Source organism: Acidaminococcus fermentans, assembly GCF_009696675.1.
Lineage (GTDB): Bacteria > Bacillota > Negativicutes > Acidaminococcales > Acidaminococcaceae > Acidaminococcus.
This window is the reverse complement of sequence record NZ_VULN01000010.1, coordinates 72,117-98,378: the sequence shown is the minus strand read 5'-3', so window position 1 is coordinate 98,378 and position 26,262 is coordinate 72,117. Positions and strand designations below refer to the sequence as shown.

Sequence of the window (26,262 nt, the reverse complement as noted above, 5' to 3'; positions counted from 1 at the left end):
CACGGCAAACCTCCTGTCCTGTGAGGGAGAATTTCTGTCCGATAATTAATTTCGTACTATCCGTACAGTATACACCGTATGTCCAAAAATTACCCCCTCCGTGTCCAATTTTAGTTTACCACTTCAGATTACCATGGCAAAGATGATGTACGACATGTACATTAAACCCCGTCTGGGTGAAAAAGGCCAGGACATGGTGGAATATGCCCTGATGCTGGCCATCATCGTTGGGATCGGCTGGTTGATTTATCAGCAGAGTGGTATTGCTAAAAACATCAACGCAGTGTTCACAAACGCTGGAAGTCTGATGAACGCAGCTAATACTGCTAAAACTAATTGATTTTGTTGTTATGCTGAAAGAACTCCTGCCTTCGCAGGAGTTCTTTCGAAAGGGCATCAGCTTCCGGTTGGTGCCTTTTCGAAAGAACTGAAAAACTACAGGAAAGGGGGAACCATCATGAAACGGCAAAAGGGACAGGATATTGTGGAATTTGCCATTCTGGTCCCTCTTTTTTTTCTCATCCTGATTGCCATGTGCGCTTTCGGGATGTTCTTCAGCGATTATATCACCTTCAACAACGTGGCCCGGTCCGTGGCCCGGGAGGCGGTGGTCCGGGAGCCCGGGGACAGCTGGGATAATGTGAAGACCCGGAACTTCAATGAGTACAAAACTGCGGGGAATCTGTACAAACTGACCAATGAGAACAACATCACCATCGAGCAGACTACGGTGGACGGGTCTCCTTCGGTGACGGTGACGGTGCAGGCTCCCATGAAGACCCAGGGGGTCTTCTTCTCCAATCTGAGCTGGGCAGGGCTGCTCCAGGGGAGTGACCTGAAGACCATGCGGGCCACCTACACCATGTATGATGAGAATCAGCAAAAATAAGGAAAACCTGCCAGATCCGGGGACCTGGCAGGATACAAGGGGGATACGGCGTTGAAACTGCTGGAACGGCTGGGACGGAAAACTGAAAAAGGCAAGCCCGAGGTCCGGGAGAATCCCATATTCAATGGACGGGCGGCGGACGCCCGGGAAGAAGAGTACCAGAATCTGAAGGTGAGCGTCCACCGGGCCATTGTGGATGAAATGAGTGCGGAACAGCAGAAGGTGCTGGATTCTGCCACCCACAGCCGGCAGGATATCGAAAATGTAATCTCCGGTTATGTCCAGCGGGTGCTGGAGCACAACCCCTTTGTGGTGCCCCGGGGAGAACGGGCCCGGCTGGTATCCGACATCTGTGACGAAATCCTGGGGCTGGGGCCCATCGAACCGTTCCTGAAGGACGACAGCGTCACCGAAGTGATGGTGAACGGTCCCAAGAAGATCTATGTGGAACGGATGGGAAAACTCCACCTGACGGGAGCCCAGTTCCACGACAACAACCATCTGATGGCCATCATCGACAAGATCGTCACCCCCATCGGCCGGCACGTGGATGAAGCCTCCCCTCTGGTGGATGCCCGTCTCCAGGACGGCAGCCGGGTGAACGTGGTGATCCCTCCTCTGTCCCTGATTGGGCCCTGTGTGACCATCCGGAAATTCTCCCGGACACCACTGTCGGTGGAGAATCTGATTTCTTTTGGCACCTTGTCGGAAGAAATGGCCATTTTCCTCCGGGCCTGTGTCAACGCCAAACTGAACATTATGATCAGCGGTGGTACCGGTTCCGGTAAAACCACCTCCCTGAACGTACTCAGTTCCTTCATCCCCCATGATGAACGGATCGTGACCATCGAAGATGCGGCGGAACTGCGGCTGGAACAGCCCCATGTGGTGACCCTGGAAGCCCGCCCTGCCAATATCGAAGGAAAAGGGGCGGTCACCATCCGTGACCTGGTGAAGAACTCCCTGCGTATGCGGCCGGACCGGATCATCGTCGGGGAAGTCCGCGGAGGCGAAGCCCTGGACATGCTCCAGGCCATGAATACGGGCCATGAAGGGTCTCTGACCACCGCCCACGCCAACAGCCCCCGGGATGTACTGTCCCGCCTGGAAACCATGGTGCTCATGAGCGGCCTGGACCTGCCGGTGCGGGCCATCCGGGACCAGATTTCTTCGGCTCTGGACCTGATCATCCATCAGGAACGGATCCAGGACGGTTCCCGGAAGATCACCTATATTACGGAAGTACAGAAAATGGAAGGGGACGTAATCGTCCTCCAGGACCTGTTCCGGTATGTCCAGACCGGGTTCGACGAAAACGGCAAGGCTCAGGGAGAATTCCGTCCCACCGGGCTGCAGCCTCAGTTCCTGAACAAGTTCAAATCCCACAATGTGGAATATCCGGCCTTTATGCAGAAGGCACGGCCGGGGATCGACTGGGAAGAAGGTGACTGACCATGCTGGCACTGTCTCTTTCCATTGCCCTGGCGTTGTTCTTCTATCTGGTCCTTTCGGTCATGGCCCTGAAGAAGATCCAGGGGGAAGAAGTGAAGCGCCGGTTGGAAACCTTCCGGGAAGAAGAGAAAGTCCAGGAAGAGGAGACCAACCCCGACGACCTGAAGAAGATCCCCCTGTACCAGCGGACCATCGGCCGGCTGCTGAACCAGGCCATGGACTTTTTCTCCAAGTTTGCCCCTTCGGCACTGCCTCAGATGATGGAGCAGCGGATCATCCTGGCCGGGAAGCAGGGAATCTGGAAGCCAAGGACCCTGGTGGGCATCTGGTTCGTTTCCATGGTGTTCTGGGGAGTCCAGGGGTTCCGGTATACCGCCAGCCATCCCATGGGCACCTTCGGGGGCCTGTTGCTGATCTGGGGATTCCTGCTGTTCGGGGCCATGCTGCCTTTCGGGGTGCTGAACCATATCATCCGGGACCGGCAGACAAAGATCATCCGGCAGCTGCCTGATGTGCTGGACCTGCTGTCCATTTCCGTACAGGCGGGCCTTTCCCTGGACGGTGCCATGCGGAAAGTGGTGGAACGGATGGAAGGACCCCTGATCGACGAATTCCGCCGGATGCTCCGGGATATCCGGATGGGCATGACCCGGCGACGGTCCATGCAGCTGATGGCCAAACGGTGTGATGTGCAGGACGTGTACCTGTTCGTCATGTCCGTGGTCCAGTCGGAACGGCTGGGGGCCTCCATGTCCGATACCCTGGTGATCCAGGCGGACAACATGCGGGACCTGCGGAGACAAAGGGCCAGGACCCAGGCCATGAAGGCACCGGTGAAGATGATCTTCCCCCTGGTGTTCTGCATTTTCCCCGCCATATTCGTAGTGGTCCTCCTGCCGTCGCTGATTTCTCTGATGCAGGGGATGAAATGAGGGGGCTGAAGCAGAAGGAGGGAACCCGCGGCAGGCGGGTTCCTATGAAGAAAAACGCAGCGGGGGCTGCTAACCCACCACCAGCCTGCGGCTGGTCCCCCGCCCTTGAAAAGGGCGGATATAAACTTGGGACGTAAAGTCCCTCGTTTTAAGGCTCACAGGTTTCGTACTGGTGGCCAACAAAAGCAATGGGCGTCAGCCCGAGCGTATATCCGCCCTTTACAAGGGCGGATAAAAACTTGGGATATAAAGTCCCTCGTTTTAAGGCACACAGGTTTTGTACTGGTGGCCAAAAGCAATGGGCGTCAGCCCGAGCGTATATCCGCCCTTTACAAGGGCGGGGGACCGTTGCGCTTGCGCAATGGTGGTGGGTTAGCAGCCGTACGGCTGCGTTTTTGTTCAAAAGCATCTGCCTTTGGCAGATGGTATCTTTTTTTTGCTGACTATTGACTGCAAGCTGGACGCTGCTTTCAGCAGCCTCCCAAGGAGAATCCAAATTGTCCAATCATGAAACCTGGTCCTTCGGGGACCGTTCCCAAATACAAATTGATGTGGAAATCGCCGACACCTGGTGGGGACGGTTCCGGGGGCTGATGCTGCGGAAGCCCCTGCCTCCGGCCGCCGGCCTGTGGCTGAACCCCACCAACAGCATCCATATGTGCTTCATGAGATTTGCCATCGATGCAGTGTATTTCAACAAAAATATGGAAATCGTGAAAATCGTCCGGAACCTTCATCCCTGGCTGGGCCTTTCCGCTTGTTTGAAAGCCAGTTCCGTACTGGAACTGAAAGCAGGAGAGGCAGAGCGGCTGGGTTTGAAAGTGGGGATGATAAAAGGGACTGTTGCATGCGCAACAGCCCCTTAGTCGGAAGTCGGGAGTCTGAAGTCGGAAGCCTCAGGACAGGATCCGTCTGGCTGGACGGATCCTTTTGATTCTGTAGAACCAGAATCGCAATTAATCTGAGAAATCATTTCGTTCAACGGTTCTACACATTCAAAAAATTTGCCTGCAAATTTAACCTTCGGCTCCAGACTTCTGACTCCGGACTTGAGCCGCTATGCGGCTCTACAGCTAAGGGGGTGTGAATTTTTTCACACCCCCTCTTTTATTTGATCTTCGTCTTGTTCAGCTTCGCCGAAATCTTGTTCCCTATGGTCTGGACCAACTGGACCAGGGCAATCAGGACGATGACCGTGGCCACCATGGTATCCGCCTGGAACCGCTGGTACCCGTAACGGATGGCCAGGTCACCCAGGCCGCCGCCCCCCAGGGCACCGGCCATGGCGCTGGAACCGATCAGGCTGATCACCGCCAGGGTGATGCCCAGCACAATGGAATGCATGGCTTCCGGCAGCAGCACCTTCCAGATGATCTGGAGAGGGGAGGCCCCCATGCTCTGGGCCGCTTCGATGACCCCGGGATCCACTTCCAGCAGGGAGGATTCAATGATCCGGGAAATGAACGGAGTGCAGGAAATGGTCAGAGGCACGATGGCGGCGGTGGTGCCGATGGAAGACCCCACGATGATCCGGGTGATAGGGATAATGGCCACCATCAGGATGATGAAGGGCACGGACCGGAGAGCGTTCACAATGGAGCCCAGGGTCTTGTGGAGAGCCGCATTTTCCTTGATGTGGCCTTTGCCGGTAATGGTCAGGATGACCCCCAGGGGAATCCCGAACAGAGAAGCAATGGCGGCGGACAGGGCTACCATGTAGAGGGTTTCGCCCAGGGCCTTGATCAGCAGATGGATCATATTAGGAGACATAACCGATCACCTCGTCTTTCACTTTTCTTTCGTGGAGGTAATCCAGGGCTTTTTTCAAATGGTCCTCGTCCCCTTCCACTTCAATGAGCAGGGTCCCGAAGGGGGTATCCTGCAGGGTTTCAATGTTGGCCGTCAGGATGTTCACATTGGTGTCGTATTCCTTGATCAGCACGGATACAATGGGTTCGCCGGCGCTGTCCCCGATGAAGCTCAGGCTCACCAGGGCCTTATCCCCGGCTTTGTAGTCCTTGTGGATGTCCAGCTTCCTGACGAAATCAGGCAGGTCGTTGTGCTGGATGCTGGCCACGAATTCTTTGGTGGTGGCTTTCTGGGGGTTGGTGAAAATGTCCACCATGGACCCCTGTTCGATGATTTCCCCGTTTTCGATCACGGCCACCCGGTCGCAGATTTCCTTTACCACGTTCATCTGGTGGGTGATCATGACGATGGTGATGTGGAGCCGTTTGTTGATGTCCCGAAGCAGGTTCAGGATGCTTTCGGTGGTCTGGGGATCCAGAGCGGAAGTGGCTTCATCGCAGAGCAGCACCTTGGGGTCGCTGGCCAGGGCACGGGCAATGCCCACCCGCTGTTTCTGGCCCCCGGACAGCTGGCTGGGGTAGTGGTCCGCCCGGTCCTTCAGGCCCACCAGGTCCAGCAGGGGTTCCACCTTCTTTTGGATGGCGGCTTTGTCCATGCCCTGGATTTCCAGAGGGAAGGCGATGTTGCCGAATACGGTGCGGCTGGACAGCAGGTTGAAATGCTGGAAAATCATGCCGATGTTCTGCCGGGCCTTCCGCAGCTGTTCCTCGCCCAGGGCGGTCATTTCCTGGCCGTCCACCATGACTTTGCCGCTGGTGGGCTTTTCCAGCATGTTAATGCACCGGACCAGGGTGCTTTTGCCAGCCCCGGACAGGCCGATGATGCCGAAGATCTCGCCTTCGTTGATGGTCAGATTGATATCCTTCAGGGCATGCAGGTCCCCTGAAGCCGTATGATAGACTTTGTCAATGTGCTGGAGTTCTATCAAGGGGGTTCACCTCCGTAAAAAATAAAAATTCCTCTTCATCAGCAATGAAGAGGAATCAGATTGGCTCACTCATCTTCATCTTTCAGGCCACGCCTGATGGACTTAGCACCGTTCAGCCGGCCAAAGCCGCTGATGGTTGCCGTAACTTCATAGGGCCAGTCCCTCCGTTACTCTGGATGAATTCTGTGCGTATTAAATGATACCGTATAAAGTACAGTTTGTCAATGGGAATTGGGGCATAAGTGCAGAGTAAAGAGTGCAGAGTGCGGGGACGGCAATCATCGAATGATCAACCACTTAACCACTTAACCACTCCTATCCTACATCCGTTGACACCCTCTTCCACCCGTGTTACAATCCTCCCAAAGGAGGGGATTGCCATGGATACCCGGGCTATCCGGTGTTTTCTGCAGGTTTATGAGAAACGGAGCATCCACCAGGCGGCGAAGGTGCTGTTTTTGACGCCCCAGGGGGTGAGCCGGATCATCGGGGTGCTGGAAGGGGAGCTCCAGGCCCGGCTGTTTGTCCGTACTCCCAAAGGGGTGGTGCCTACCCGGGAGGGGGATTATTTCTATGAATACAGCCGTTCCTTCTCCGCCCAGCTGCTCCGGCTCCAGCTGGGGATCCAGGAACTGAAGCGCCAGCAGCAGGGGCTCCGGGTGGGATTTGCCTGCGGGGTGCTCCATGTGATTTCCATCGAGAAACTCCAGAGCGCAGCGGCCCGGCACCCGGAATTCCGGCTGGAATGGGCGGAGGATTTCAACGAAAACATCCTTGAGCTGCTCCAGGAAGGGACCCTGTCCTGCGGATTCTGTGTAGGGTCCCGGGCTCCGGAAGGTTTCTTCCGCCGGGAACTGTTCCAGGCGCCGGTGGAAGCGGTGGTGTACCCGGGGCATCCCCTTTATGACCGGGACAGCCTGTCCCTGGAAGACCTGAAGGGGGAGCCTCTTTTGTGTCTGAACGAGCATTTTTCCATTTACCACAATGTGGTGGAACGGTGCGGGGATTTTGGCTTTACCCCACATTTTGCAGTGAAGACCATGGAAAGCAGCCTGATTTACCAGTTCTGCCAGGAAGGCCGGGGCATCGGCATCGACGCGGCCATCCATCCGGTGGAGGCTCCTCTCCGGCAGATTCCCCTCCGGGAGACCTCCCCCTGGCAGGTGTCCTTTGTGTGCCCCCAAAACCGGGCGGAAGAACCCCTGTTTCAGGAACTGCTGGCGGTGTGCCCCCAGGGGAAATAGTCCTATCAATGATTTATTTATATCTACTGCTGTTTCTTTGCTGGACGGCAGCTTCTTTTTTATGGTAGGGTGAAAGGCGGAAAAAACTGGAAAATATTTTAGGAGGCACTATACCATGCTGCGCAAATTTCCCCATCTGTCCACCCCCATCACCATCGGCCGCACCACCTTCCGGAACCGGATCTTTTCCGCTCCCATGGGCGGTACCGATATTACCAACGACGGGTGCATCGGCCCCAAATCCACGGCTTTTTACGAACTCCGGGCCAAAGGCGGGGCCGGGGCGGTGACCGTCTCGGAACTGATGGTCCATCCGGCCACCGACGGTTCCCACGCCTATCATCTGGATGAAAGCATCCTGAATTCCCTGGCCTGCGCCACCTATACCGCCGACGCCATCCGCCGGCACGGAGCCATCCCTTCCATCGAACTGTCCCATTCCGGCCAGTTTGCCGGCACCTACATGACGGACAAGACCAAACAGCACAATCTCCACCAGTGGGGCCCCAGCGACGGGGTCCGGGCCGACGGGGTGCCGGTACGGGCTCTGACCAAAGATCTGATCGACGACATTGTGGCAGCCTACGGCCATGCAGCCAGCCTGGCCAAACGGGCGGGTTTTGAAATGGTGATGATCCACGGGGGCCACGGGTGGCTGATCAACCAGTTCCTGTCCCCGCTGTTCAACCACCGGACGGACGAATACGGGGGATCCCTGGAAAACAGGACCCGGTTTGCAGTGGAAGTGCTGAAATCGGTGCGGGCTGCGGTAGGGCCCTTTTTCCCCATCGAATTCCGGATGAGCGGGGCGGAATTTGCGGAAGGAGGCTACGGACTGGACGAAGGGGTGAAGATTGCCCAGGCCATCGAACCTTATGCGGACCTGATCCATGTTTCCGCCGGCACCTACCAGAAGACCTTCGGGATCACCCATCCCTCTATGTTCGAGGACCACGGCCGGAACGTGTACCTGGCGGCGGAAATCAAAAAGCATGTGTCCAAACCGGTGGCCACCATCGGAGGCCTGACGGATCCGGCCATGATGGAGGAAATCATCGCTTCTGGGAAGGCGGATGTGGTGTACATGGCCCGGCAGCTGCTGGCGGACCCGGAAACGTCCCGGAAAATCGAGGAAGGCCGGGATGAAGAAATCGTCCACTGTCTCCGGTGCTTCACCTGTATGGCGGAACGGGCGGCCACCAGCACCCGCCGGTGCACGGTGAATCCCCTGATTGGCCGGGAGCTGGACGGGACAGAAGTCCAGCCGGCATCGGTGAAGAAGAAAGTGGTTGTGGTGGGCGGAGGCCCTGGGGGCCTGTACGCTGCCTATACTGCTGCCCGCCGGGGCCACCGGGTGATCCTGATGGAAAAAGAAGGAGAAGTGGGGGGCATCCTGAAAAGTGAGCAGGCCATTCCCTTCAAACGGGAGATGTACGAACTGGCCCATACCTACGAGCTGCTGGCCCGGAAGGCAGGGGCGGAGATCCGGCTGAACACGGAAGCCACCCCGGAAACCGTGGAGGCGGAAAAGCCCGATGCCCTGATCATCGCCGCCGGTTCCCGGCCCCTGGTGCCGCCCATCAAGGGCCTGGACGGGGACAATGTGGTGATCGTGAACAACTACTACAGGGAAAAGGACAAGGTGGGAGACCATGTGGTGGTGTTCGGCGGCGGCCTGGCCGGGTGTGAATGTGCCATCCACCTGGGACGGGAAGGAAAAAAGGTGGAAATCGTGGAAATGCGGCCCACCCTGGCTCCGGACGCCAATGTGCGCCATCGTCCCCTGCTGCTGGCGGAGATTGCCGAAACCGCCAGGGTCCATACGGGCTACAAAGGGGTGGAAGTGACCAAAGAGGGGATCCTGTGCACGGATCCCTCCGGGGCCCAGGTGCTGGTGCCCGGGGATACGGTGATCTGCGCTCTGGGCCAGCGCTCCCGGACGGATGTGGTGGAGGCTTTGCGGGACTGTGCCCCCTTCGTAAGAGTCATCGGAGACGCCGCCAAAGTATCCACCATCACCAATGCAGTGTACTGGGGACACTGGGCGGGGATGGATATTTAAAGGCGGTCAGCTGTCAACGGTCAGCGGCCTATGGAAAAGACCTGGTTTTTGCCAGGTCTTTTTTTAATGGAGAAAACCGGAGGCCGGGACGGGCTGGCCGGCCAAAAAAATTTTCACAAATTCAAAAAAACTACTTGCATTTATCGCATCATCGTAGTAAAGTATTAAATCAGTAAAGCGGTTGTGCCGGAACACCGGCACCGCATGGATTCCTATGATACAGAAAGGGGTTACGATCATGGTAGCCGGATTGAACGAACGGGAACTGAAACAGCTTGCCAAGGCTTTCACTCTGCTGAAGGATGTGGACGGGAGCCTGGCCTTCCTGGAAGACATCTGCACCCCCAACGAGCTGAAGGCTCTGAGCCAGCGGCTGGAAGTGGCGGTGCGTCTTCACCGGGGCGAAAACTATGCAAAGATCGTCAAAGATACGGGCGCCAGCAGCACTACGGTATCCCGGGTAAATCGCTGTCTGAACTATGGAGCAGGTGGATACCGAACCCTGATCCCCATTTTGACTGAAGGAGCTAAAGAGAAATGAGCAACAGTACTGCACTGCGGATCCCTTACGGGACCAAAGATATCCTGCCGGGGGATGCACGGCTGAAACGGGAACTGGAAGACCGGGTGGCCGGGAACTTCCTTTCCTGGGGCTATGACGAAGCCATCACCCCCACCTTTGAATACGCCGACACCTTCGCTTTGAGCGGCGCCGGCATCAGCGACGAAAGCATGCGGTTCATGGACCGGAACAACCGGACAGTGATGCTCCGGAGCGAAATGACCACCCCCCTGGCCCGGATGGTTGCCACCCGGCTGAAGAACGACAAGGGTGTGAAACGGCTGTTCTACATTGCCAATGTGTTCCGCCATGAACAGACCCAGGCCGGCCGGCAGTGCGAATTTTCCCAGGCGGGGATCGAAATGATCGGAGCGGAAGCGCCCATGGCGGATGCGGAAGTGCTGGCCCTGGCAGTCAGCAGCCTGAAAGCTGCCGGGCTCCAGGATTTCCTGATCAGCGTAGGCCACAGCGCCTTCCTGGCCGGGCTTATGGAAGAAGCCCGGCTGACGGAAAAACAGGCGGACTTCGTAAAGACCATGATCCTCACCCACAACGCGGTGGGGCTGGAAGAAGCTGCTGACCGGTTCATCCCCAAAGAGCTGAAGGACCTGTTCCGGGAGCTCTTGTACCTCCAGGGCGGCCGGGACCTGCTGGATACTCTGGAAGGCCGGGTGAAGAACCAGAAGAGCCTGGACGCCCTGAAGAACCTGAAAGCCATCTACAAGCTGACGGAAGCCTACGGAGTGGCCCAGTATCTGTCCTTCGACCTGTCCCTGATCCGGAATTTCGACTATTACACCGGTATGGTGTTCGAAGCCTATGCCCCTCAGATCGGGTTCAACATCTGCGGCGGCGGCCGGTACGACCATATGATGGAAGCCTTCGGGGATCCGGAGCCGGCTACGGGCTTTGCCCTGGGCATCGACCGGATCATCCTGTCCCTGCGCCGGGACGGCCGGTTCAACCGGGAATCCAAATGGGACATTTACGTGGCCTGGGCTCCGGGATGCCAGGAAAAAGCCATCCGGAAAGCCTTGGAACTGCGGAACGGCGGCAAGAACGTGAAGGTGGCCACCAACGCCCTGACCCCGGAAGAAGCGGCCAAGGCCTGTGCAGCCAACCGGTGTGAAGCCGTAGCATATGTAGGATAGGAGAGAACGGGAATGGATTATTTGACAATTGCCCTGCCCAAGGGAAAACTTTTCGCCAAGTCTGTGGAACTGCTGGCCAAGGTGGGCTACGCCGCGGACAATGTGGTGGAGGATTCCCGGAAGCTGGTTATCACCAATGAAGAGACCAAAGTGAAGTTCATCATCGTAAAGACCGTGGACCTGCCCACCTATGTGGAATACGGGGCGGCGGACATCGGGATCATCGGCAAGGATGTGCTCAACGAGGAACGGAAGGACATCTACGAACTGCTGGATATGGGCTACGGGGGCTGCCATCTGATGATGGCGGTGCCGGAAGCCAAAGTGCTGCCGGAAATCACCGATTACGCCCATATGCGGGTGGCCACCAAGTATCCCAAATGCGCCGCGGATTTCTTCGACAAACTGGGGATGCAGATGGAAATCATCAAACTGAACGGCTCCATCGAACTGGGGCCCATTGTGGGGCTCAGCGAAATGATCGTGGATATTGTCCAGACAGGCCGTACCCTGAGAGAAAATCATCTGAAGGAAGTGGCCACGGTGTTCCCGTCCACTGCCCGTCTCATTGCCAATAAAGTCAGCTTCAAGATGCAGTACGACCGGATCCGGAAGCTGGTGGAAGATCTGAAAGTGGTCCTGAAGGAGGAAAAACCGGAATGAAAGTCTATGATGAAAGAAAAAGCACGGCAGAAGAAATCAGCCGTCTCCTGGAAAAGAAATCTTTTGATGAAGTGAAGCTGTCTCCGAAAGTGGCGGCGGCTGTGGAAAAAATGTTCGGCCGGCCCCTTACGGCTGCGGAAGAAGTGGACATTATCGTCAACGACATCCGTGCCAAGGGGGATGAAGCCCTGTTCGAATATACCAAAAAGCTGGATGGGGCGGACCTGACCCCGGCCACCATCCGGGTGACGGAAGAGGAATTTGCGGAAGCGGAAAAGGCCGTGGATGAAAAGACCATGGGGGCCATCCGCCGGGCCATTGCCAATGTGCGGAAGTTCCATGAAGAACAGCTGCCCAAGACCTGGCTGACGCCCCGGGCCTACGGGTCCTTCCTGGGCCAGAAGATGACCCCGGTGGACAGCGTGGGGATCTACGTCCCCGGCGGTACTGCCGCCTATCCCTCCAGCGTGATCATGAACGCGGTGCCTGCCAAAGTGGCCGGGGTGCCCCGGATCGCCATGGCTGCCCCTGCCGGCCGGGACGGGAAGATGAATCCCTATGTGCTGGCCACCGCCAGGGAAATCGGCATCACTGAAATCTACAAAATGGGCGGGGCCCAAGCCATTGCCGCTCTGGCTTTTGGTACGGAAACCATTCCCAAAGTGGAAAAGATCACCGGCCCCGGGAATATTTTCGTGACCCTGGCCAAGAAGGCGGTTTACGGACATGTGGACATCGACATGCTGGCCGGCCCCAGTGAAATCCTCATTGTGGCGGACAAAACGGCGGATTACCAGTACCTGGCGGCGGACCTGCTGAGCCAGGCGGAACATGATCCTCTGGCCTGCGCCATCCTGATCACCGATGATGAAACCCTGGCCAACAAGGTGGCGGACGAAGTGGAAGTCCAGCTCCAGAAGCTGCCCCGGAAGGAAATCGCCGCCCAGTCCCTGGCAGTGCAGGGGAAAATCATCCTGGCCAAGGACATGGATACGGTGGTGGACATGGCCAACATTTCCGCTCCGGAACACATGGAAATCAACACCCGGGAACCTTTTGCCCTGGTGCCCAAGATCCGGAACGCCGGTGCCATTTTCCTGGGAGCCTATTCTCCGGAACCTCTGGGGGACTATTACGCCGGCCCCAACCACATCCTGCCAACCGGCGGTACCGCCCGGTTCTATTCCGTGCTGAATGTGGAAACCTTTATGAAGAAGACCAGCATCATCTCCTATACCAGGGAAGCCCTGGCGGAAGCAGCCGATGACATCATCGCCATGGCGGAAGCGGAAGGGCTCCAGGCACACGCCAATGCCATCCGGATCCGGAAGGAGAAGCAGCTGTAACAAGACTGTCAATGGTCAATTGTCAACGGTCAACGGCCGTTGGATAAAATTTGCCTGCAAATTTTTCTGAATGTGTATATCGTTTCCGTAGGGGCGGCAGGCCCGGCCGCCCGCCAAATCAACGTTTGTCCGTGCCTGTGGCGGGGCGCCGGGCCTGTCGCCCCCTACGGTTTTACGCTGCAATCTGTCAATGAGGGGGCGCTGTTATGAGCGATTTGCTTGCCCGGGAGAGTCTGGCCCGGATCGAAGACTATCAGGTGGAAACCGTACCTGATGCAGACATTGTTGTCAATGCCAATGAAACCAACTGGGATATGACCCCGGAAATCCGTCTGGAACTGGGGACCCGTCTGGCGGAACATGCCTTTAACCGGTATCCCTCCATGCACGGGGAAGACCTGTGCCAGGCCATTGCTGACCGGCTGGGGTTCGATCCTTCCCAGGTGGCCATCGGGAACGGGTCCAGCGAACTGCTGGAAAAGGCCTGCTTTGCCTTCGGAGGCGCCGGGAGGAAGATCGCTTCCGCCAATCCCTCTTTTTCCATGTACCAGACCTACGCCATCCTGGCGGACAGCCAGCCGGTGCTGTTCCCGCTGACCGCGGACGGGTTCGTGGATCCGGAGGGGGTCATCAGTTTCTGCAAGGAAGAAAAACCGGCCCTTCTGATCATCTGCAATCCCAACAACCCCACCGGCAACTTCAATCCCAAAGCTTCCATGGAAAAAATCATCCGCAGTGTGGACTGTCCGGTGATCATGGACGAAGCCTACATGGAATTTGCCGTAGAAGAGGGGAAAGAGGAAGAGGTGACCACCCTGGACCTGGTGAACCAGGTGGATAACCTGCTGGTGCTGAGGACCTTTTCCAAAGCCTACGGCCTGGCCAATCTCCGGATCGGCTACGGCATCGGCAGTGCTCCTCTCATGAAGATCCTGAAGAAGGTGCTGCTGCCCTACACGGTGAACGGGGTGTCCATCCTGGCGGCGGAACTGATGTACAGCAAGCCGGAAGTGCTCCGGCAGCGGGTGGAAGCCGTGGTCTCCGGCCGGAGATACCTGCGGGATCACCTGGAAGCCCTGGGATTCCGGGTGCTGCCCAGCGCCACCAACTTCCTGCTGGCTCTGCCGGCGGGAAAGGCCCTGGAAAGACTGGCGGAAAAAGCCGGTGCCGGGGATCTGCCCAGCAGTGAAAAAGCCATGGCTGCCGGGGGATACCTGTTCCAGGAACTGCTGGACCGGAAGATCCTGGTGCGGAACTATTCCCGGAATCCCCGGCTGCCCGGGGGCCTGCGGATCACCGTGGGCAAAGCGGAAGAGAATCCCCAGATCATCGGGGCCATCCGGGACATCATCCAATAAACAAGGGAGGCATGGTTATGCGGCAAGGGAAAGTGGAACGGAATACGAAAGAAACTCAGATTGCTGTGGAACTGGATCTGGACGGCACCGGCAAGGCGGATATTTCCACCGGGGTGGGCTTCCTGGATCACATGCTGACCCTGCTGGCGGTCCATTCCTTCATGGACCTGAAGGTCCGGGCCAAAGGGGATCTGGAAGTGGATTGCCACCATACGGTGGAAGATGTGGGCATTGCCCTGGGACAGGCCATTGCCCAGGCGCTGGGTGACAAAAAAGGCATCCACCGGTACGGCAGCTTCCTGCTGCCCATGGATGAGGCCCTGGCGGAAATCGCCCTGGACTTTTCCGGACGGCCTTACCTGGTGTGGAATGCGGACCTCATCCCCCGGGTGACCCTGGGGAACTTCGATACGGAAATGGGAGAAGATTTCTTCCGGGCCCTGGCCATGAACTGCGGCCTGACCCTCCACATCAACGTACCCTACGGGAAGAATACCCACCACATGCTGGAAGCCATCTTCAAGGGTGTGGCACGGGCCATGAGCCAGGCGGTGGCCCTGGATCCCCGGGTACACGGGGTCATGAGCAGCAAGGGGGCACTGTAATATGGACAAAGACACCATTGTGATCATCGACTACGGCCGGGGGAACCTGCACTCTGTGTACAACGGTCTTTTGAAGGTGGGGGCCAATCCGGTGATTTCCGGAGACCCTAAGGTCATCGAAGCGGCCCCCCGGGTGATCCTGCCGGGGGTGGGGTCCTTCGGGGACTGCATGGACACCATGCGGAGCCGGGGGCTGGAAGAAGCGGTCCAGGAGGCTCTCCACAGCGGCAAACCCTTCCTGGGCATCTGTCTGGGAGAACAGCTGCTCTTTGAAGGCAGCGAAGAAGCACCGGGAGTAAAGGGCCTGGGATACTTCAAGGGCCAGGTGAAAAAAATCGTCACCGACTATAAGATTCCCCACATGGGGTGGAACCGGATTACCACCGTGAATCCCTCTCCTTTGATGAAGGAGGCGGACGGGAAGTATGTGTACTTCGTCCACAGCTTCCATGCGGTGCCGGAAGATCCCTCCATTATTACCTCCGTCTGCGATTACGGAACCCAGATTACGGCCAGTGTGGGCCAGGGCAGCGTCCAGGGCTTCCAGTTCCATCCGGAAAAGTCCTCTTTCGCCGGCCTGGCCATGCTGAAAGCCTTCAAGGAGTGGAAACTATGAACATCTATCCTGCCATCGACCTGCGGGGAGGCAACTGCGTCCGGCTGGTGAAGGGCGATTTTTCCAGAGAAACAGTATACAGCACCGATCCCGGTGCCATGGCGAAAAAATGGGCCGATGAGGGGGCCAGCTGCATCCATGTGGTGGATCTGGACGGGGCGGTTGCCGGGGAAAGCCGGAACCTGCTGTCTATCGACGCCATCCTGAAACAGGGAAACATCCCCATTGAAGTGGGTGGCGGCATCCGGACTATGGAACACATTGCCCGGCTGCTGGACCGGGGGGTCCACCAGGTGATCCTGGGGTCCGCGGCGGTGAAGAATCCGGAACTGGTGAAGGAAGCCTGCGACAGGTATCCCGGCCGGATCGTGGTGGGCATCGACGCCAAGAACGGGGACGTGGCAGTGGAAGGCTGGGAAGCCAGCGGCCACATCCAGGCGGAAGACCTGGCCCGGAAAATGGCAGAGGCAGGCGTCCGGCGGATCATCTTTACGGACATTGCCCGGGACGGCATGCTCAGCGGGGTGAATGTGGAAGCCACGGTGAACGTGGCACGGGCTTCCGGTCTTGCGGTCACCGCCAGCGGCGGGGTGGCCAGCCTGGAAGATTTGAAAATTTTGAAAAAAAGAGAAACAGACGGCATCGAAGGGTGTATTATAGGTAAGGCGCTGTATACCGGCGCCATTGACCTTCGCCAGGCTGTCAGGATTGCGAAGGAGGCGTGAGCCATGCTGGCAAAACGGATCATTCCCTGTCTGGACGTAAAGGACGGACGGGTGGTAAAGGGAACCAATTTCGTCAGCCTCCGGGATGCCGGAGACCCGGTGGAACTGGCTTCCCTCTATGAAAAGGAACAGGCCGACGAGCTGGTGTTCCTGGATATCACCGCTTCTCTGGAAAAGCGCAAGTCCATGGTGGACACCATCGAACGGACCGCCCGGGAAGTGTTCATGCCCCTGACTGTAGGGGGCGGCATTTCCTCCCTTGAGGACATGCGGGCGGTGCTCCTGGCCGGGGCGGACAAAACCAGCCTGAACACTGCGGCGGTCAAGGATCCCACCCTGATCACCCGGGGAGCGGAAGCTTTCGGGAACCAGTGTGTGGTATTGGCCGTGGATGCCAAACGCCGGGGAGAGGATTCCTGGGAAGTGTACATCAACGGGGGCCACACTCCCACCGGGCTGGATGCCCTGGAATGGGTGAAAAAGGCCGTATCCCTGGGGGCGGGGGAAATCCTCCTGACCAGTATGGATGCGGATGGCACCAAGGACGGGTTCGACATTCCTCTGACCCGGAAAGTGGCGGAAGCCGTTCCCGTACCGGTGATTGCCTCCGGGGGCGCCGGCTCCCTGGAAGACTTCTACGAAGTCCTTACCGCCGGAAAAGCTGACGCGGCTCTGGCCGCTTCCGTATTCCATTACAGGAAATTCACGATCCGCCAGGTGAAGGAATACTTGCGGAGCAAAGGAGTGGACGTACGGTTATGAAAATCGATATCAGCAAGCTGAAGTTTGACGACAGGGGCCTGATCCCTGCCATTGTCCAGGATGTGAAGACGGACAAGGTGCTGATGCTGGCTTACATGAACGGCACCAGCCTGGCCCGTACGGTGGAAACCGGCTATACCTGGTTCTGGAGCCGGAGCCGCCAGGAACTGTGGAACAAGGGAGCCACCAGTGGCCACACCCAGAAGGTGTACAGCATCACCTACGACTGCGACGGGGATGCCCTGCTGGTGAAAGTGGAACAGAAAGGGGCTGCCTGCCACACGGGCAACTATTCCTGTTTCTTCAACCCGCTGTGGAACAGTGCTTCCGGAGAAAGCCTGCCTGTGGCGGACAACCGGCTGCCCCAGGTGATCAACGAACTGTACAAACAGATCGTCTGCTATCAGGAAAAACAGAAAGAGACCCGGAAGCTGCTGCCATCTCCCAGCCAGGACAAGCTGCTGACGGAAATGGGCGCCAATACCACCCGGACCATCCTGGCTTCCAAAAACAGCGATGCGGACCAGGTTGTTTACGAGATGGGGGATTTATGGTATCATTGCTTAGTGCTGTTGGCTTACCATAACATCACCCCCGGCGAAATGCTGGTGGAAATGGCAGGCCGGAAAGTGGAAGAAGAAAAATAAGCAGCAAATACCTGTAACAACCTGGAGGGCTCTGATGGCTAGAATGTTTGGAACGGACGGCGTCCGCGGCGTCGCCAATGGTCCTGTACTCAATGTGGAACTGGCATACAAGCTGGGCCGCGCTGCGGCTCTGTATTTTGGACGGGAAGTGAAGACTCCCAAGATTTTGATCGGGCGGGATACCCGTCTTTCCGGCACCATGCTGGAAAGCGCCCTGGCCGCCGGCATCTGCAGCGCCGGGGGCAATGCCCATCTTCTGGGCGTGATCCCCACACCGGCGGTTTCCTTCCTGACGGAAAAGCTGGAAGCCAATGCAGGGGTGGTAATTTCCGCCTCCCACAATCCCTTTGAAGACAACGGGATCAAGTTCTTTGCCCGGACCGGCTACAAACTGCCGGATGCGGTGGAGAACGAAATCGAAGCCATCGTGAACCAGCCGGTGGATTATGCCAACACGGTGACCGGGTCCAACCTGGGCCGGGTGATCCAGGAACCGGACATGGGCATGGTGTATGTAAAGCACATTGTAGACAGCGCCGACGTGAAGCTGAACGGGCTGAAAGTGGTCATGGACTGCGCCAACGGGGCCAACAGTGAAATCGCTCCGGCCATCCTCCGGACCCTGGGGGCCCATGTGATCCCCATTTTCCATGAACCCAACGGGATCAACATCAACAACGGCTGCGGCTCCACCCACCTGGAAGCACTCCAGGCCAAGGTGAAGGAAGTGGGAGCCGACTGCGGCCTGGCCAACGACGGGGATGCGGACCGTCTGCTGGCTGTGGACGAAAACGGGGACGTGCTGGACGGAGACCAGATCATGCTGATCTGTGCCCTGGACCTGATGAAGGCCGGCAAGCTGAAGGACAATGTGCTGGTGACCACGGTGATGAGCAACGTGGGGCTGGCCAAAGCCATGAAGGAACATGGTGGCTCCACGGTGAAGACTGCCGTAGGGGACCGGTATGTGCTGGAAGAAATGCTGAAACACGACTACAAACTGGGTGGCGAACAGTCCGGCCACATCATCTTCGGAGACCTGGTGCGCACCGGGGACGGGATGATGACCGGGGTGAAGCTTTTGGGCAGCCTGGTCCGCCACAACCAGACCCTGTCCCAGCTGGGGGCACTGATGGTGAAGTATCCCCAGACCCTGCTGAACGTGCGGGTAAAGGACAAGAACGGCTGGCAGGAAAACCAGGCCATTGCCGATGTGGTACGGAAGTACACGGAAGAACTGGGGGACGACGGCCAGGTACTGGTCCGTGCCAGCGGCACCGAACCCCTGATCCGGATCATGGCCCAGGGCCCCAACCAGGTGGAACTGGACAACATCACCGAAGCCATTGCAGAAGTGGTGCGGAAAGAATTGGCATAAGGAAAAAGACGCTGCTGAGGCAGCGCCTTTTTTTTGTCAGCTGACCGCTGACGGGGATGCTGCGCAGGCAGCACCCCCTTTCCTGTTGACCCCATGGCAAAAACATAGTATCATAAAGTATCTGTGGAAACATGCTCTCCGGGGATACCGGACTGGAGGGCCGCCTGTTTTTGAGGGGGAACGGGCAATGGGATTTCTGCAAATCTGGAGCGCAGGTGCCGGGCTTTGCCCGGCCGACGAGGAAGAGGTTCATCGATCAGTCAGCGGATGCCTCTCGGTAAGCTGCACACCGTAAGCTGTCCTACAAATCCCTCCGGCAACGGAGGCATACAGAAGGGGCGGCGGCAGACGGTAACTACCATATGCAGGAGGGCACAACAACATGTGCGGAATCGTAGGATATATTGGACGTCATCAGGCTACTCCCTTTCTCATGGAAGGGCTGAGCAAGCTGGAATACAGAGGATATGACTCTGCAGGCATTGCCGTGTACAACGACGGGAAAATCGACGTGGAAAAATGCGTGGGCCGTCTGGACGCTCTGCGCCAGAAAATCGTGGGCCACGAACCGGTGGGCACCCTGGGCATCGGCCACACCCGGTGGGCCACCCATGGGAAACCCAGCGATATCAATGCCCATCCCCATACGGACGAAAGCGGCCAGTTCGCCGTGGTCCACAACGGGATCATTGAAAACTACATGCCTCTGAAGCAGGCTCTGCTGAAAAAAGGCCATCATTTCCGCTCTGATACGGATACGGAAGTGGTGCCGCATCTGATGGCAGATCTGTGGGACGGGGATTTTGAAAGCACCGTCCGGAAAGTGCTCCACACCATCAAAGGGTCCTATTCCCTGGTGTTCCTTTGCGCCAAGGATCCCAGCAAGCTGATCTGCGCCAAAAAGAACAACCCGCTGGTCATCGGCCTGGGCAAAGGGGAAAACTACATTGCCTCCGATATCCCGGCCATCATCAGCAAGACCCGGGACACCTACATCCTCAGCGATGGGGAAATGGCCGTGGTGGAACCGGACAAAGTGGTGGTAAAGGACCTGGAAGGGCACAAGATCGATAAAAAAGTGTTCCGGGTGAACTGGGATGCGGAAGCGGCAGAAAAAGGCGGCTTCGAACATTTCATGCTGAAGGAAATCTACGAACAGCCCAAAGCCGTCCGGGATACCCTCCGGGGCCGGGTGGACAAAGGCAGCGACAAGGTGGTCTTCAACGAACTGAACTGGACCCCGGAAACCCTGAAGGACATCCGGAAGATCTTCATCGTGGCCTGCGGCACCGCCTACCATGCAGGCATCGTAGGCAAGTACTACATTGAAAAAATGGCCCGGATCCCGGTGGAAGTGGACATCGCTTCCGAATTCCGGTACCGGAACCCCATTATCGACGAAAGCTGCCTGTGCATCGTGATCAGCCAGTCCGGGGAAACCAGCGATACCCTGGAAGCCCTGAAGGAAGCCAAACGCCGGGGGGCCAAGACCATGGCCGTCACCAACGTGGTAGGCTCCTCCATCGCCCGGGAAGCGGACCATGTGGTCTACACCTATGCGGGCCCGGAAATCGCCGTAGCCTCCACCAAGGCCTACACCACCCAGCTGATCGTCATGCTGCTGCTGAGCCTGTACATCTCCAACCTGAAAGGGAAGATCAGCGACGAACGGCTCCATGAACTGATCCAGAGCGTGCTGGAAGTGCCGGAACAGATGCATGAGATCCTGGACCATGTGGACCAGATCAAGGTGTACGCCACCAACTATGCCAACCGGGAAGATGCCTTCTTCCTGGGCCGGAGCCTGGACTATGCCGTGGCTCTGGAAGGGGCTCTGAAGCTGAAGGAAATCTCCTACATCCATGCGGAAGCCTATGCGGCAGGGGAACTGAAGCACGGGACCCTGGCCCTCATTACGGAAGGGGTGCCGGTGATCGTCCTGGCCACCCAGTCCAACATCTATGACAAGACCATCAGCAACCTCCAGGAAGTGAAGACCCGGGGTGCCATCGTGATTGGCATCGGCATGGAAGGGGATACGGAACTGGCCAAACACGCCAACAACGTAATCATCATCCCCAAAGCCGACGAAGACCTGGCTCCCATCCTGGCAGTGATCCCTCTCCAGCTGCTGGCTTACTACGCAGCTCTGGCCAGAGGCTGCGACGTGGACAAACCCCGGAACCTGGCCAAGAGCGTGACGGTGGAATAAATCCATAAGGATAAAATGCTCCCTGCGGGGAGCATTTTTTTATCCGCCTTGCACTTTCCCCAAAAATCAGCTACAATGGACTCATTGCATTATCTGTTGACATCCGCTGACATGACAATGAAAGAAAAATCGTGTATAATGTACACAAAATACGAAAGGGGAACGGAGAGTTCCCCTTTTCCCAAAAGGAGTCCTGATCCATGGAAGACTTGTTCGATGCCATCACCCGCTTGAAAAAGGAACGGAATGCGGTGATCCTGGCCCATGTATACCAACCGGAGGAAATCCAGGAAATCGCTGATTTCTGCGGGGATTCGTTTGCCCTGTCCCAGCAGGCGGCCCAGACCGATGCGGATGTGATCGTGTTCTGCGGAGTCCGGTTCATGGCAGAAACCGCCAACATCCTGTCTCCGGACAAAATCACCCTGCTGCCGGCCATCGATGCCGGGTGCCGGATGTTCGACGACACCCTGGAGTCCCGGGTGAAAGCCTTTCTGGCAGAGCATCCGGAATACAAGGTGGTGTCCTATGTGAACACCCCGGCCAGCGTCAAGGCCCTCAGCGAAATCTGCTGCACCTCTTCCAACGCGGTGAAGGTGATCGAAAGCCTGCCGGCGGACCAGCCCATCCTGTTCGTACCGGACCAGAACCTGGCCACCTTTACGGCGGAGAAGACCCATCACACCATCCTGCCCTGGCGGGGAGCCTGTCCCACCCATCACGCCCTTTCGGTGGAAGAAGTGACGGCAGTCAAAAAAGCCCATCCCGGCGCCAAAGTGCTGATGCACCCGGAATGCCGGCCGGAAGTCCGGGCCCTGGCGGATTATGTGGGCAGCACCATGGGGATCATCCATTATGCCCAGCAGAGCCCGGACCAGGAATTCATCATTGCCACGGAATGCGGAGTACTGACCCAGCTGGAATGGAAATGCCCCCACAAGAAGTTTTATATGGCAGGAGGCAACCTGCTGTGCCCCAACATGAAAAAGACCACCCTGGAGCTGGTAAAGCGGTCCCTGGAGACCCTGGAACCCAGGATCGTGGTGCCGGAAGAGATCCGGAACAAGGCCCGGAGGGCTCTGGAACGGATGCTGGAAGTGAAGTAATCGGGTTGTCAATGGTCAATGGCGGAAGGAAGCTGTTAATGGGGTTCCTTCCCTTTTCCCTACGACCTGTAACCGGCTGCTGCTCAGGCGGCAGCTTCTTGTAAAAGGAGGATTCCTTATGGAAACCTGTTGGACGAATTTTGATACGGCGGAAACGCCTGAAATACAAACGGATATCCTGGTAGTCGGGTCCGGAGCGGCCGGGCTCCAGACGGCCTGGTCCCTGGCAGAGGCGGGCCGGCAGGTGCTGGTGGCGGTCCGGGATGAACTCCAGGACAGCAACACCTCCAAGGCCCAGGGGGGCATTGCGGCGGCCCTGGGGAGGGACGACGACCCCAGCCTCCATTACCAGGACACCCTGGTGGCCGGAGCCGGGCTCACCGACGAAACCATGGCCAAAATCGTGGTCACCGAAGGGCCCAAGGCGGTGCTGGACCTGCTTCATCACGGAGCCCGGTTTGACAAAAATCCCGACGGCACCCTGGCCCTGGGCCGGGAAGGATGCCACAGCCGGAACCGGATCGTCCACGCCAACGGAGACAGCACCGGGGAGGAAGTGTCCCGGGCCCTCCGGTCCATTACCGGCAGGGAAAGCCGGATCTCCACCCTGGAACACTGCTATGTAACGGATCTGCTGCTCCAGGAAGGCCGGTGCGCAGGAGCTATGGCTCTCCACGAAGGCCGGATGGTCCGCTTTTCCGCCAACGCCGTGGTGCTGGCCACCGGTGGGGTAGGACGGCTGTTTGCCCACACCACCAACCCGGAAGGAGCCACGGGCAGCGGCCTGGCACTGGCCTGCCGGGCCGGTGCGGAACTGATGGATATGGAATTCGTCCAGTTCCATCCCACGGCCCTGGCCCTTCCGGGAAAGCCCAGTTTCCTGGTTTCGGAAGCGGTCCGGGGTGCCGGCGCCCTGTTGTACAACACCCGGGGAGAACGGTTCATGCCCGGGTACCATCCCATGCTGGAACTGGCTCCCCGGGATGTGGTGGCCCGGGCCATTGCCACGGAAATGAAGCACTGCGCCACGAACCATGTGCTGCTGGACGCCACGGTGATTGACCGGGTGGAGGAAAAATTCCCCATGATCTTCCGGACTCTCCTGGACTATGGAGTGGATATGCGGAAGGAACGGATCCCCATTGCTCCTGCGGCCCACTACATGATGGGAGGCATCCGCACCGACAGCTGGGGCCACACTACGGTGCCCGGCCTGTATGCCTGCGGAGAAGCGGCCTGCACCGGTCTCCAGGGCGCCAACCGGCTGGCCAGCAATTCCCTCCTGGAAGGGCTGGTGTTCGGACGCCGGGCGGCCCGTGCCCTGTGCCGGGAAATCCCTGTTGAGGGGCAGAAGGAAAAAGGCGGCCGTTGGCAGTCCGTCCTGGAACCCTGGAAAGTTTCCCAGGGGGAAACCGCCGCTGACCGGCAGCAGCTCCGGGAACTGATGAGCCGGCAGCTGGGGATTGCCCGGGACCGGGAAGATCTCCGCCAGGCCCTGGAAGAACTGGGGGCCGTGGAAGCCAAATATGCCGGACAGGCAGCGGAAACCCCGGAGCAGCTGGATCTGAAATCCCAGATCCTGGTATCCCGGCTCATTGCCCAGGCGGCTCTCCAGCGGGAAGAAAGCCGGGGGGCCCATTACCGGCTGGATTTCCCCAAGCCCCGGGACTGCTGGAAGCATCATACTATCGAAGAGGAAGAAGGAGGCAGCATCCATGTACAGCAGAATGTTGGATAAACAGCTGGAGGAATGGCTGGCGGAAGACGTGGGCAGCGGGGACCTGACCAGTGAGGCCCTGCTGCCGGAAGGGGCGGTGACTGCCGGGATCATCCACGCCAAGGATACAGGGATCCTGTGCGGGGTGGAAGTGGCCCGGCAGGTGTTCCGGGTGCTGGATCCCAGCCTGACCTTCGAGGCCCTGGCCAAAGACGGGGACAAACTGGAACCGGGGACCCTCATTGCCAAAGTCACCGGATCGGCCCGGAGTGTCCTGACGGGAGAACGGCTGGCCCTCAACCTGCTCCAGCACCTGTCCGGCATTGCCACCCGGACCAAAAAGCTGGCGGACCTGGCCAAACCCTACGGCACCCGGGTGGTGGATACCCGGAAGACCACGCCGGGGCTGCGGCTCCTGGAAAAATACGCTGTCCGCACCGGCGGGGGCCACAACCACCGGCTGGGGCTCTACGACGCCATCCTGATCAAGGACAACCACATTGCCGTGGCCGGAGGGGTGAAGGAAGCCCTGGCCCGGGCCAAAGCCTACGCCAGCCACATGACCAGGATCGAGATCGAAGTGGAAAGCCTGGCCCAGGCCAAAGAAGCCCTGGAAGGGGGCGCCGACGTGATCATGCTGGACAACATGGCTCCGGAGGCCATGAAGGAATGTGTAAGGATGATCGGTCACCGGGCGGTGGTGGAAGCCTCCGGGGGCATCGACGAGCACAATCTGGAAGCCGCAGCAGCCGCCGGGGTGGACGTAATCAGCATAGGAGCCCTGACCCACAGCGTAAAAGCCCTGGACATCAGTCTGGATGTGGGGGAGATTAAATAACGGGCAGGGCAAAAAAAGGAAGGGTGTCCCCCTTCCTTTTTTTCTTATCTATGCTATAATGAAGACGTAGTAAATTTATTTTTTTTCGAACAGGGTGGGACATAAAAAGTACCACGAGGGACAAAATGTGCAACATCAGCTTGGATCGAATCATCAACCTGCAGAATAAACTGGTTCCGGAAATGGTGGACCTGCTTACCGAGCGCTATAAGGTGCTCCGGCAGATCAGCCACGATCAGCCCATCGGCCGCCGGACCCTGGCCAAAAAGCTGGGGCTCAGCGAGCGGATCCTCCGTTCCCATGTGGATTTCCTCAAGGAAGCGGGGCTGCTGGATTTCACCCTCACCGGCATGAGCATTACGGAAGAGGGGGCGGTGCTCCTCCAGGAGCTCCGGGACTATGTGAACCGGCTCCAGAAGCTTTCCAGCCTGGAACGCATCCTCCAGGACAAGCTCCATCTCCAGAAGGTGGTGGTGCTGCCCGGCAATGCGGACCAGGACAAAGTGGTCACCCGGGAAATCGGGCGTGTGGCGGCCGGTATCCTGCTGCGCCTTCTGGCGGACCACAAAAAGCACATTGTGGCGGTAACCGGGGGCACCACTGTGGCGGCCATGGCGGAAAACACCTTTGGCAATGAACCGGAGACCGTGGTGGTCCCGGCCCGGGGCGGTCTGGGGGACAAAATGGAACTCCAGGCCAACACCATTGCCACGGTGCTGGCCGGCCGGCTGAAGACCCGGTACCTGCAGCTGTATGTGCCGGACAGTGTCAGCGAGGACGTGCTCCGCAAGATCCTGGAAGAGGATGCCCGGGTGAAACAGGTGGTGGAAACCATCAAAAGCGCGGATATCCTGGTCCATGGCATGGGGCAGGCCCTGGTGATGGCCGAAAAGCGGGGGATGGACCCCAAACTGATGGACCGCCTGGCAAAGGCCGGTGCCGTAGGGGAAGCCCTGGGGCAGTATTTCGACCTGAACGGCCGGGTGGTGTACAGCACAGACACCCTGGGACTCATGGTCAACGATCTGGAAAAGATCCACACGGTCATGGGCATTGCCGGCGGACAGTCCAAGGGAAGGGCCATCCTTTCCATGCTCCGCAGCGGCCAGGACGATATCCTGGTCACCGACGAGGCGGCTGCCCGGGAAATCATCGATTGTTTGCAAACTGATCCCAATCATCAGTAAAAAACTTAGGAGG

At 58.1% G+C, this 26,262-nt stretch carries 25 protein-coding genes and 1 riboswitch; of the genes, 23 read left to right on the top strand and 2 right to left on the bottom strand.

The window, feature by feature from the left end; translation table 11 throughout:
* Positions 1–154 precede the first annotated feature (154 nt).
* The 5 genes from FX155_RS08105 (at position 155) to FX155_RS08085 (ending at position 4,139) form a co-directional block, all read left to right on the top strand.
* Positions 155–340, top strand: a complete 186-nt coding sequence (locus FX155_RS08105; protein ID WP_195839638.1) for a Flp family type IVb pilin — start codon at positions 155–157, stop codon at positions 338–340.
* 117 nt (positions 341–457) lie between these two features.
* Positions 458–889 (top strand): TadE/TadG family type IV pilus assembly protein, encoded by a 432-nt coding sequence (locus FX155_RS08100; RefSeq protein WP_154488373.1) that lies wholly within the window; start codon positions 458–460, stop codon positions 887–889.
* Between the two features lie 51 nt (positions 890–940).
* The gene (locus FX155_RS08095) at positions 941–2,341 is read left to right on the top strand and encodes a CpaF family protein (RefSeq protein WP_022487376.1); all 1,401 of its coding nucleotides are present in this window, start codon (positions 941–943) and stop codon (positions 2,339–2,341) included.
* A gap of 2 nt (positions 2,342–2,343) precedes the next feature.
* Positions 2,344–3,273, top strand: coding sequence for a type II secretion system F family protein (locus FX155_RS08090; RefSeq protein ID WP_154488372.1), 930 nt, complete (start codon positions 2,344–2,346; stop codon positions 3,271–3,273).
* Between the two features lie 497 nt (positions 3,274–3,770).
* Positions 3,771–4,139 (top strand): DUF192 domain-containing protein, encoded by a 369-nt coding sequence (locus tag FX155_RS08085; RefSeq protein ID WP_154488371.1) that lies wholly within the window; start codon positions 3,771–3,773, stop codon positions 4,137–4,139.
* A gap of 241 nt (positions 4,140–4,380) precedes the next feature.
* Here FX155_RS08085 and FX155_RS08080 read toward each other — a convergent pair whose 3' ends face one another.
* On the bottom strand, positions 4,381–5,043 hold the full coding sequence (locus FX155_RS08080; protein ID WP_154488370.1) for a methionine ABC transporter permease: 663 nt from the start codon (positions 5,041–5,043) through the stop codon (positions 4,381–4,383).
* Complete coding sequence (locus FX155_RS08075; protein WP_154488369.1) at positions 5,033–6,070, bottom strand: methionine ABC transporter ATP-binding protein; 1,038 nt, start codon at positions 6,068–6,070, stop codon at positions 5,033–5,035. Before FX155_RS08075 ends, FX155_RS08080 begins: the two co-directional genes overlap by 11 nt.
* 72 nt (positions 6,071–6,142) lie before the next feature.
* A riboswitch (SAM riboswitch) is annotated at positions 6,143–6,253 on the bottom strand.
* Positions 6,254–6,450: 197 nt separating this feature from the next.
* On the opposite strand from FX155_RS08075, the gene FX155_RS08070 reads away from it, so the two are divergent.
* The 18 genes from FX155_RS08070 (at position 6,451) to FX155_RS07985 (ending at position 26,249) form a co-directional block, all read left to right on the top strand.
* On the top strand, positions 6,451–7,314 hold the full coding sequence (locus tag FX155_RS08070; protein ID WP_154488368.1) for a LysR family transcriptional regulator: 864 nt from the start codon (positions 6,451–6,453) through the stop codon (positions 7,312–7,314).
* 115 nt (positions 7,315–7,429) lie between these two features.
* Positions 7,430–9,376, top strand: a complete 1,947-nt coding sequence (locus FX155_RS08065) for an FAD-dependent oxidoreductase (RefSeq protein ID WP_154488367.1) — start codon at positions 7,430–7,432, stop codon at positions 9,374–9,376.
* 238 nt (positions 9,377–9,614) lie between these two features.
* Positions 9,615–9,917, top strand: coding sequence for a YerC/YecD family TrpR-related protein (locus FX155_RS08060; protein ID WP_022487858.1), 303 nt, complete (start codon positions 9,615–9,617; stop codon positions 9,915–9,917).
* Positions 9,914–11,089 carry an ATP phosphoribosyltransferase regulatory subunit gene (gene hisZ / locus FX155_RS08055; RefSeq protein ID WP_154488366.1) on the top strand — a complete coding sequence of 392 codons (1,176 nt, stop codon included), beginning with the start codon at positions 9,914–9,916 and terminating at the stop codon, positions 11,087–11,089. Before FX155_RS08060 ends, hisZ begins: the two co-directional genes overlap by 4 nt.
* A 12-nt stretch (positions 11,090–11,101) precedes the next feature.
* Positions 11,102–11,752, top strand: a complete 651-nt coding sequence (gene hisG, locus FX155_RS08050) for an ATP phosphoribosyltransferase (protein WP_022487856.1) — start codon at positions 11,102–11,104, stop codon at positions 11,750–11,752.
* Positions 11,749–13,098 (top strand): histidinol dehydrogenase, encoded by a 1,350-nt coding sequence (gene hisD / locus FX155_RS08045; protein WP_154488365.1) that lies wholly within the window; start codon positions 11,749–11,751, stop codon positions 13,096–13,098. Before hisG ends, hisD begins: the two co-directional genes overlap by 4 nt.
* Before the next feature lie 206 nt (positions 13,099–13,304).
* Positions 13,305–14,456 carry a pyridoxal phosphate-dependent aminotransferase gene (locus tag FX155_RS08040; RefSeq protein WP_154488364.1) on the top strand — a complete coding sequence of 384 codons (1,152 nt, stop codon included), beginning with the start codon at positions 13,305–13,307 and terminating at the stop codon, positions 14,454–14,456.
* A gap of 17 nt (positions 14,457–14,473) precedes the next feature.
* Positions 14,474–15,061, top strand: coding sequence for an imidazoleglycerol-phosphate dehydratase HisB (hisB, locus tag FX155_RS08035; protein WP_154488363.1), 588 nt, complete (start codon positions 14,474–14,476; stop codon positions 15,059–15,061).
* Position 15,062: 1 nt separating this feature from the next.
* The gene (gene hisH / locus FX155_RS08030) at positions 15,063–15,677 is read left to right on the top strand and encodes an imidazole glycerol phosphate synthase subunit HisH (RefSeq protein WP_154488362.1); all 615 of its coding nucleotides are present in this window, start codon (positions 15,063–15,065) and stop codon (positions 15,675–15,677) included.
* The gene (gene hisA, locus FX155_RS08025) at positions 15,674–16,402 is read left to right on the top strand and encodes a 1-(5-phosphoribosyl)-5-[(5-phosphoribosylamino)methylideneamino]imidazole-4-carboxamide isomerase (RefSeq protein ID WP_154488361.1); all 729 of its coding nucleotides are present in this window, start codon (positions 15,674–15,676) and stop codon (positions 16,400–16,402) included. Before hisH ends, hisA begins: the two co-directional genes overlap by 4 nt.
* Before the next feature lie 3 nt (positions 16,403–16,405).
* Positions 16,406–17,164: an imidazole glycerol phosphate synthase subunit HisF gene (hisF, locus tag FX155_RS08020; RefSeq protein ID WP_022487850.1), complete on the top strand. Its 759-nt coding sequence runs from the start codon at positions 16,406–16,408 to the stop codon at positions 17,162–17,164.
* On the top strand, positions 17,161–17,811 hold the full coding sequence (gene hisIE / locus FX155_RS08015; RefSeq protein ID WP_022487849.1) for a bifunctional phosphoribosyl-AMP cyclohydrolase/phosphoribosyl-ATP diphosphatase HisIE: 651 nt from the start codon (positions 17,161–17,163) through the stop codon (positions 17,809–17,811). The genes hisF and hisIE overlap by 4 nt, the downstream gene beginning before the upstream one ends.
* A gap of 34 nt (positions 17,812–17,845) precedes the next feature.
* Positions 17,846–19,189 carry a phosphoglucosamine mutase gene (gene glmM, locus FX155_RS08010; RefSeq protein ID WP_154488360.1) on the top strand — a complete coding sequence of 448 codons (1,344 nt, stop codon included), beginning with the start codon at positions 17,846–17,848 and terminating at the stop codon, positions 19,187–19,189.
* A gap of 382 nt (positions 19,190–19,571) precedes the next feature.
* Positions 19,572–21,401, top strand: coding sequence for a glutamine--fructose-6-phosphate transaminase (isomerizing) (gene glmS / locus FX155_RS08005; RefSeq protein WP_154488359.1), 1,830 nt, complete (start codon positions 19,572–19,574; stop codon positions 21,399–21,401).
* Between the two features lie 200 nt (positions 21,402–21,601).
* A complete protein-coding gene (gene nadA / locus FX155_RS08000) occupies positions 21,602–22,507 on the top strand; it encodes a quinolinate synthase NadA (RefSeq protein WP_154488358.1) in 906 nt (301 codons plus the stop codon).
* A 118-nt stretch (positions 22,508–22,625) separates the two neighbouring features.
* Complete coding sequence (gene nadB / locus FX155_RS07995) at positions 22,626–24,245, top strand: L-aspartate oxidase (RefSeq protein ID WP_022486798.1); 1,620 nt, start codon at positions 22,626–22,628, stop codon at positions 24,243–24,245.
* Positions 24,223–25,062: a carboxylating nicotinate-nucleotide diphosphorylase gene (gene nadC / locus FX155_RS07990; protein ID WP_022486799.1), complete on the top strand. Its 840-nt coding sequence runs from the start codon at positions 24,223–24,225 to the stop codon at positions 25,060–25,062. Before nadB ends, nadC begins: the two co-directional genes overlap by 23 nt.
* A 125-nt stretch (positions 25,063–25,187) precedes the next feature.
* On the top strand, positions 25,188–26,249 hold the full coding sequence (locus FX155_RS07985; RefSeq protein WP_022486800.1) for a sugar-binding transcriptional regulator: 1,062 nt from the start codon (positions 25,188–25,190) through the stop codon (positions 26,247–26,249).
* Positions 26,250–26,262 lie beyond the last annotated feature (13 nt).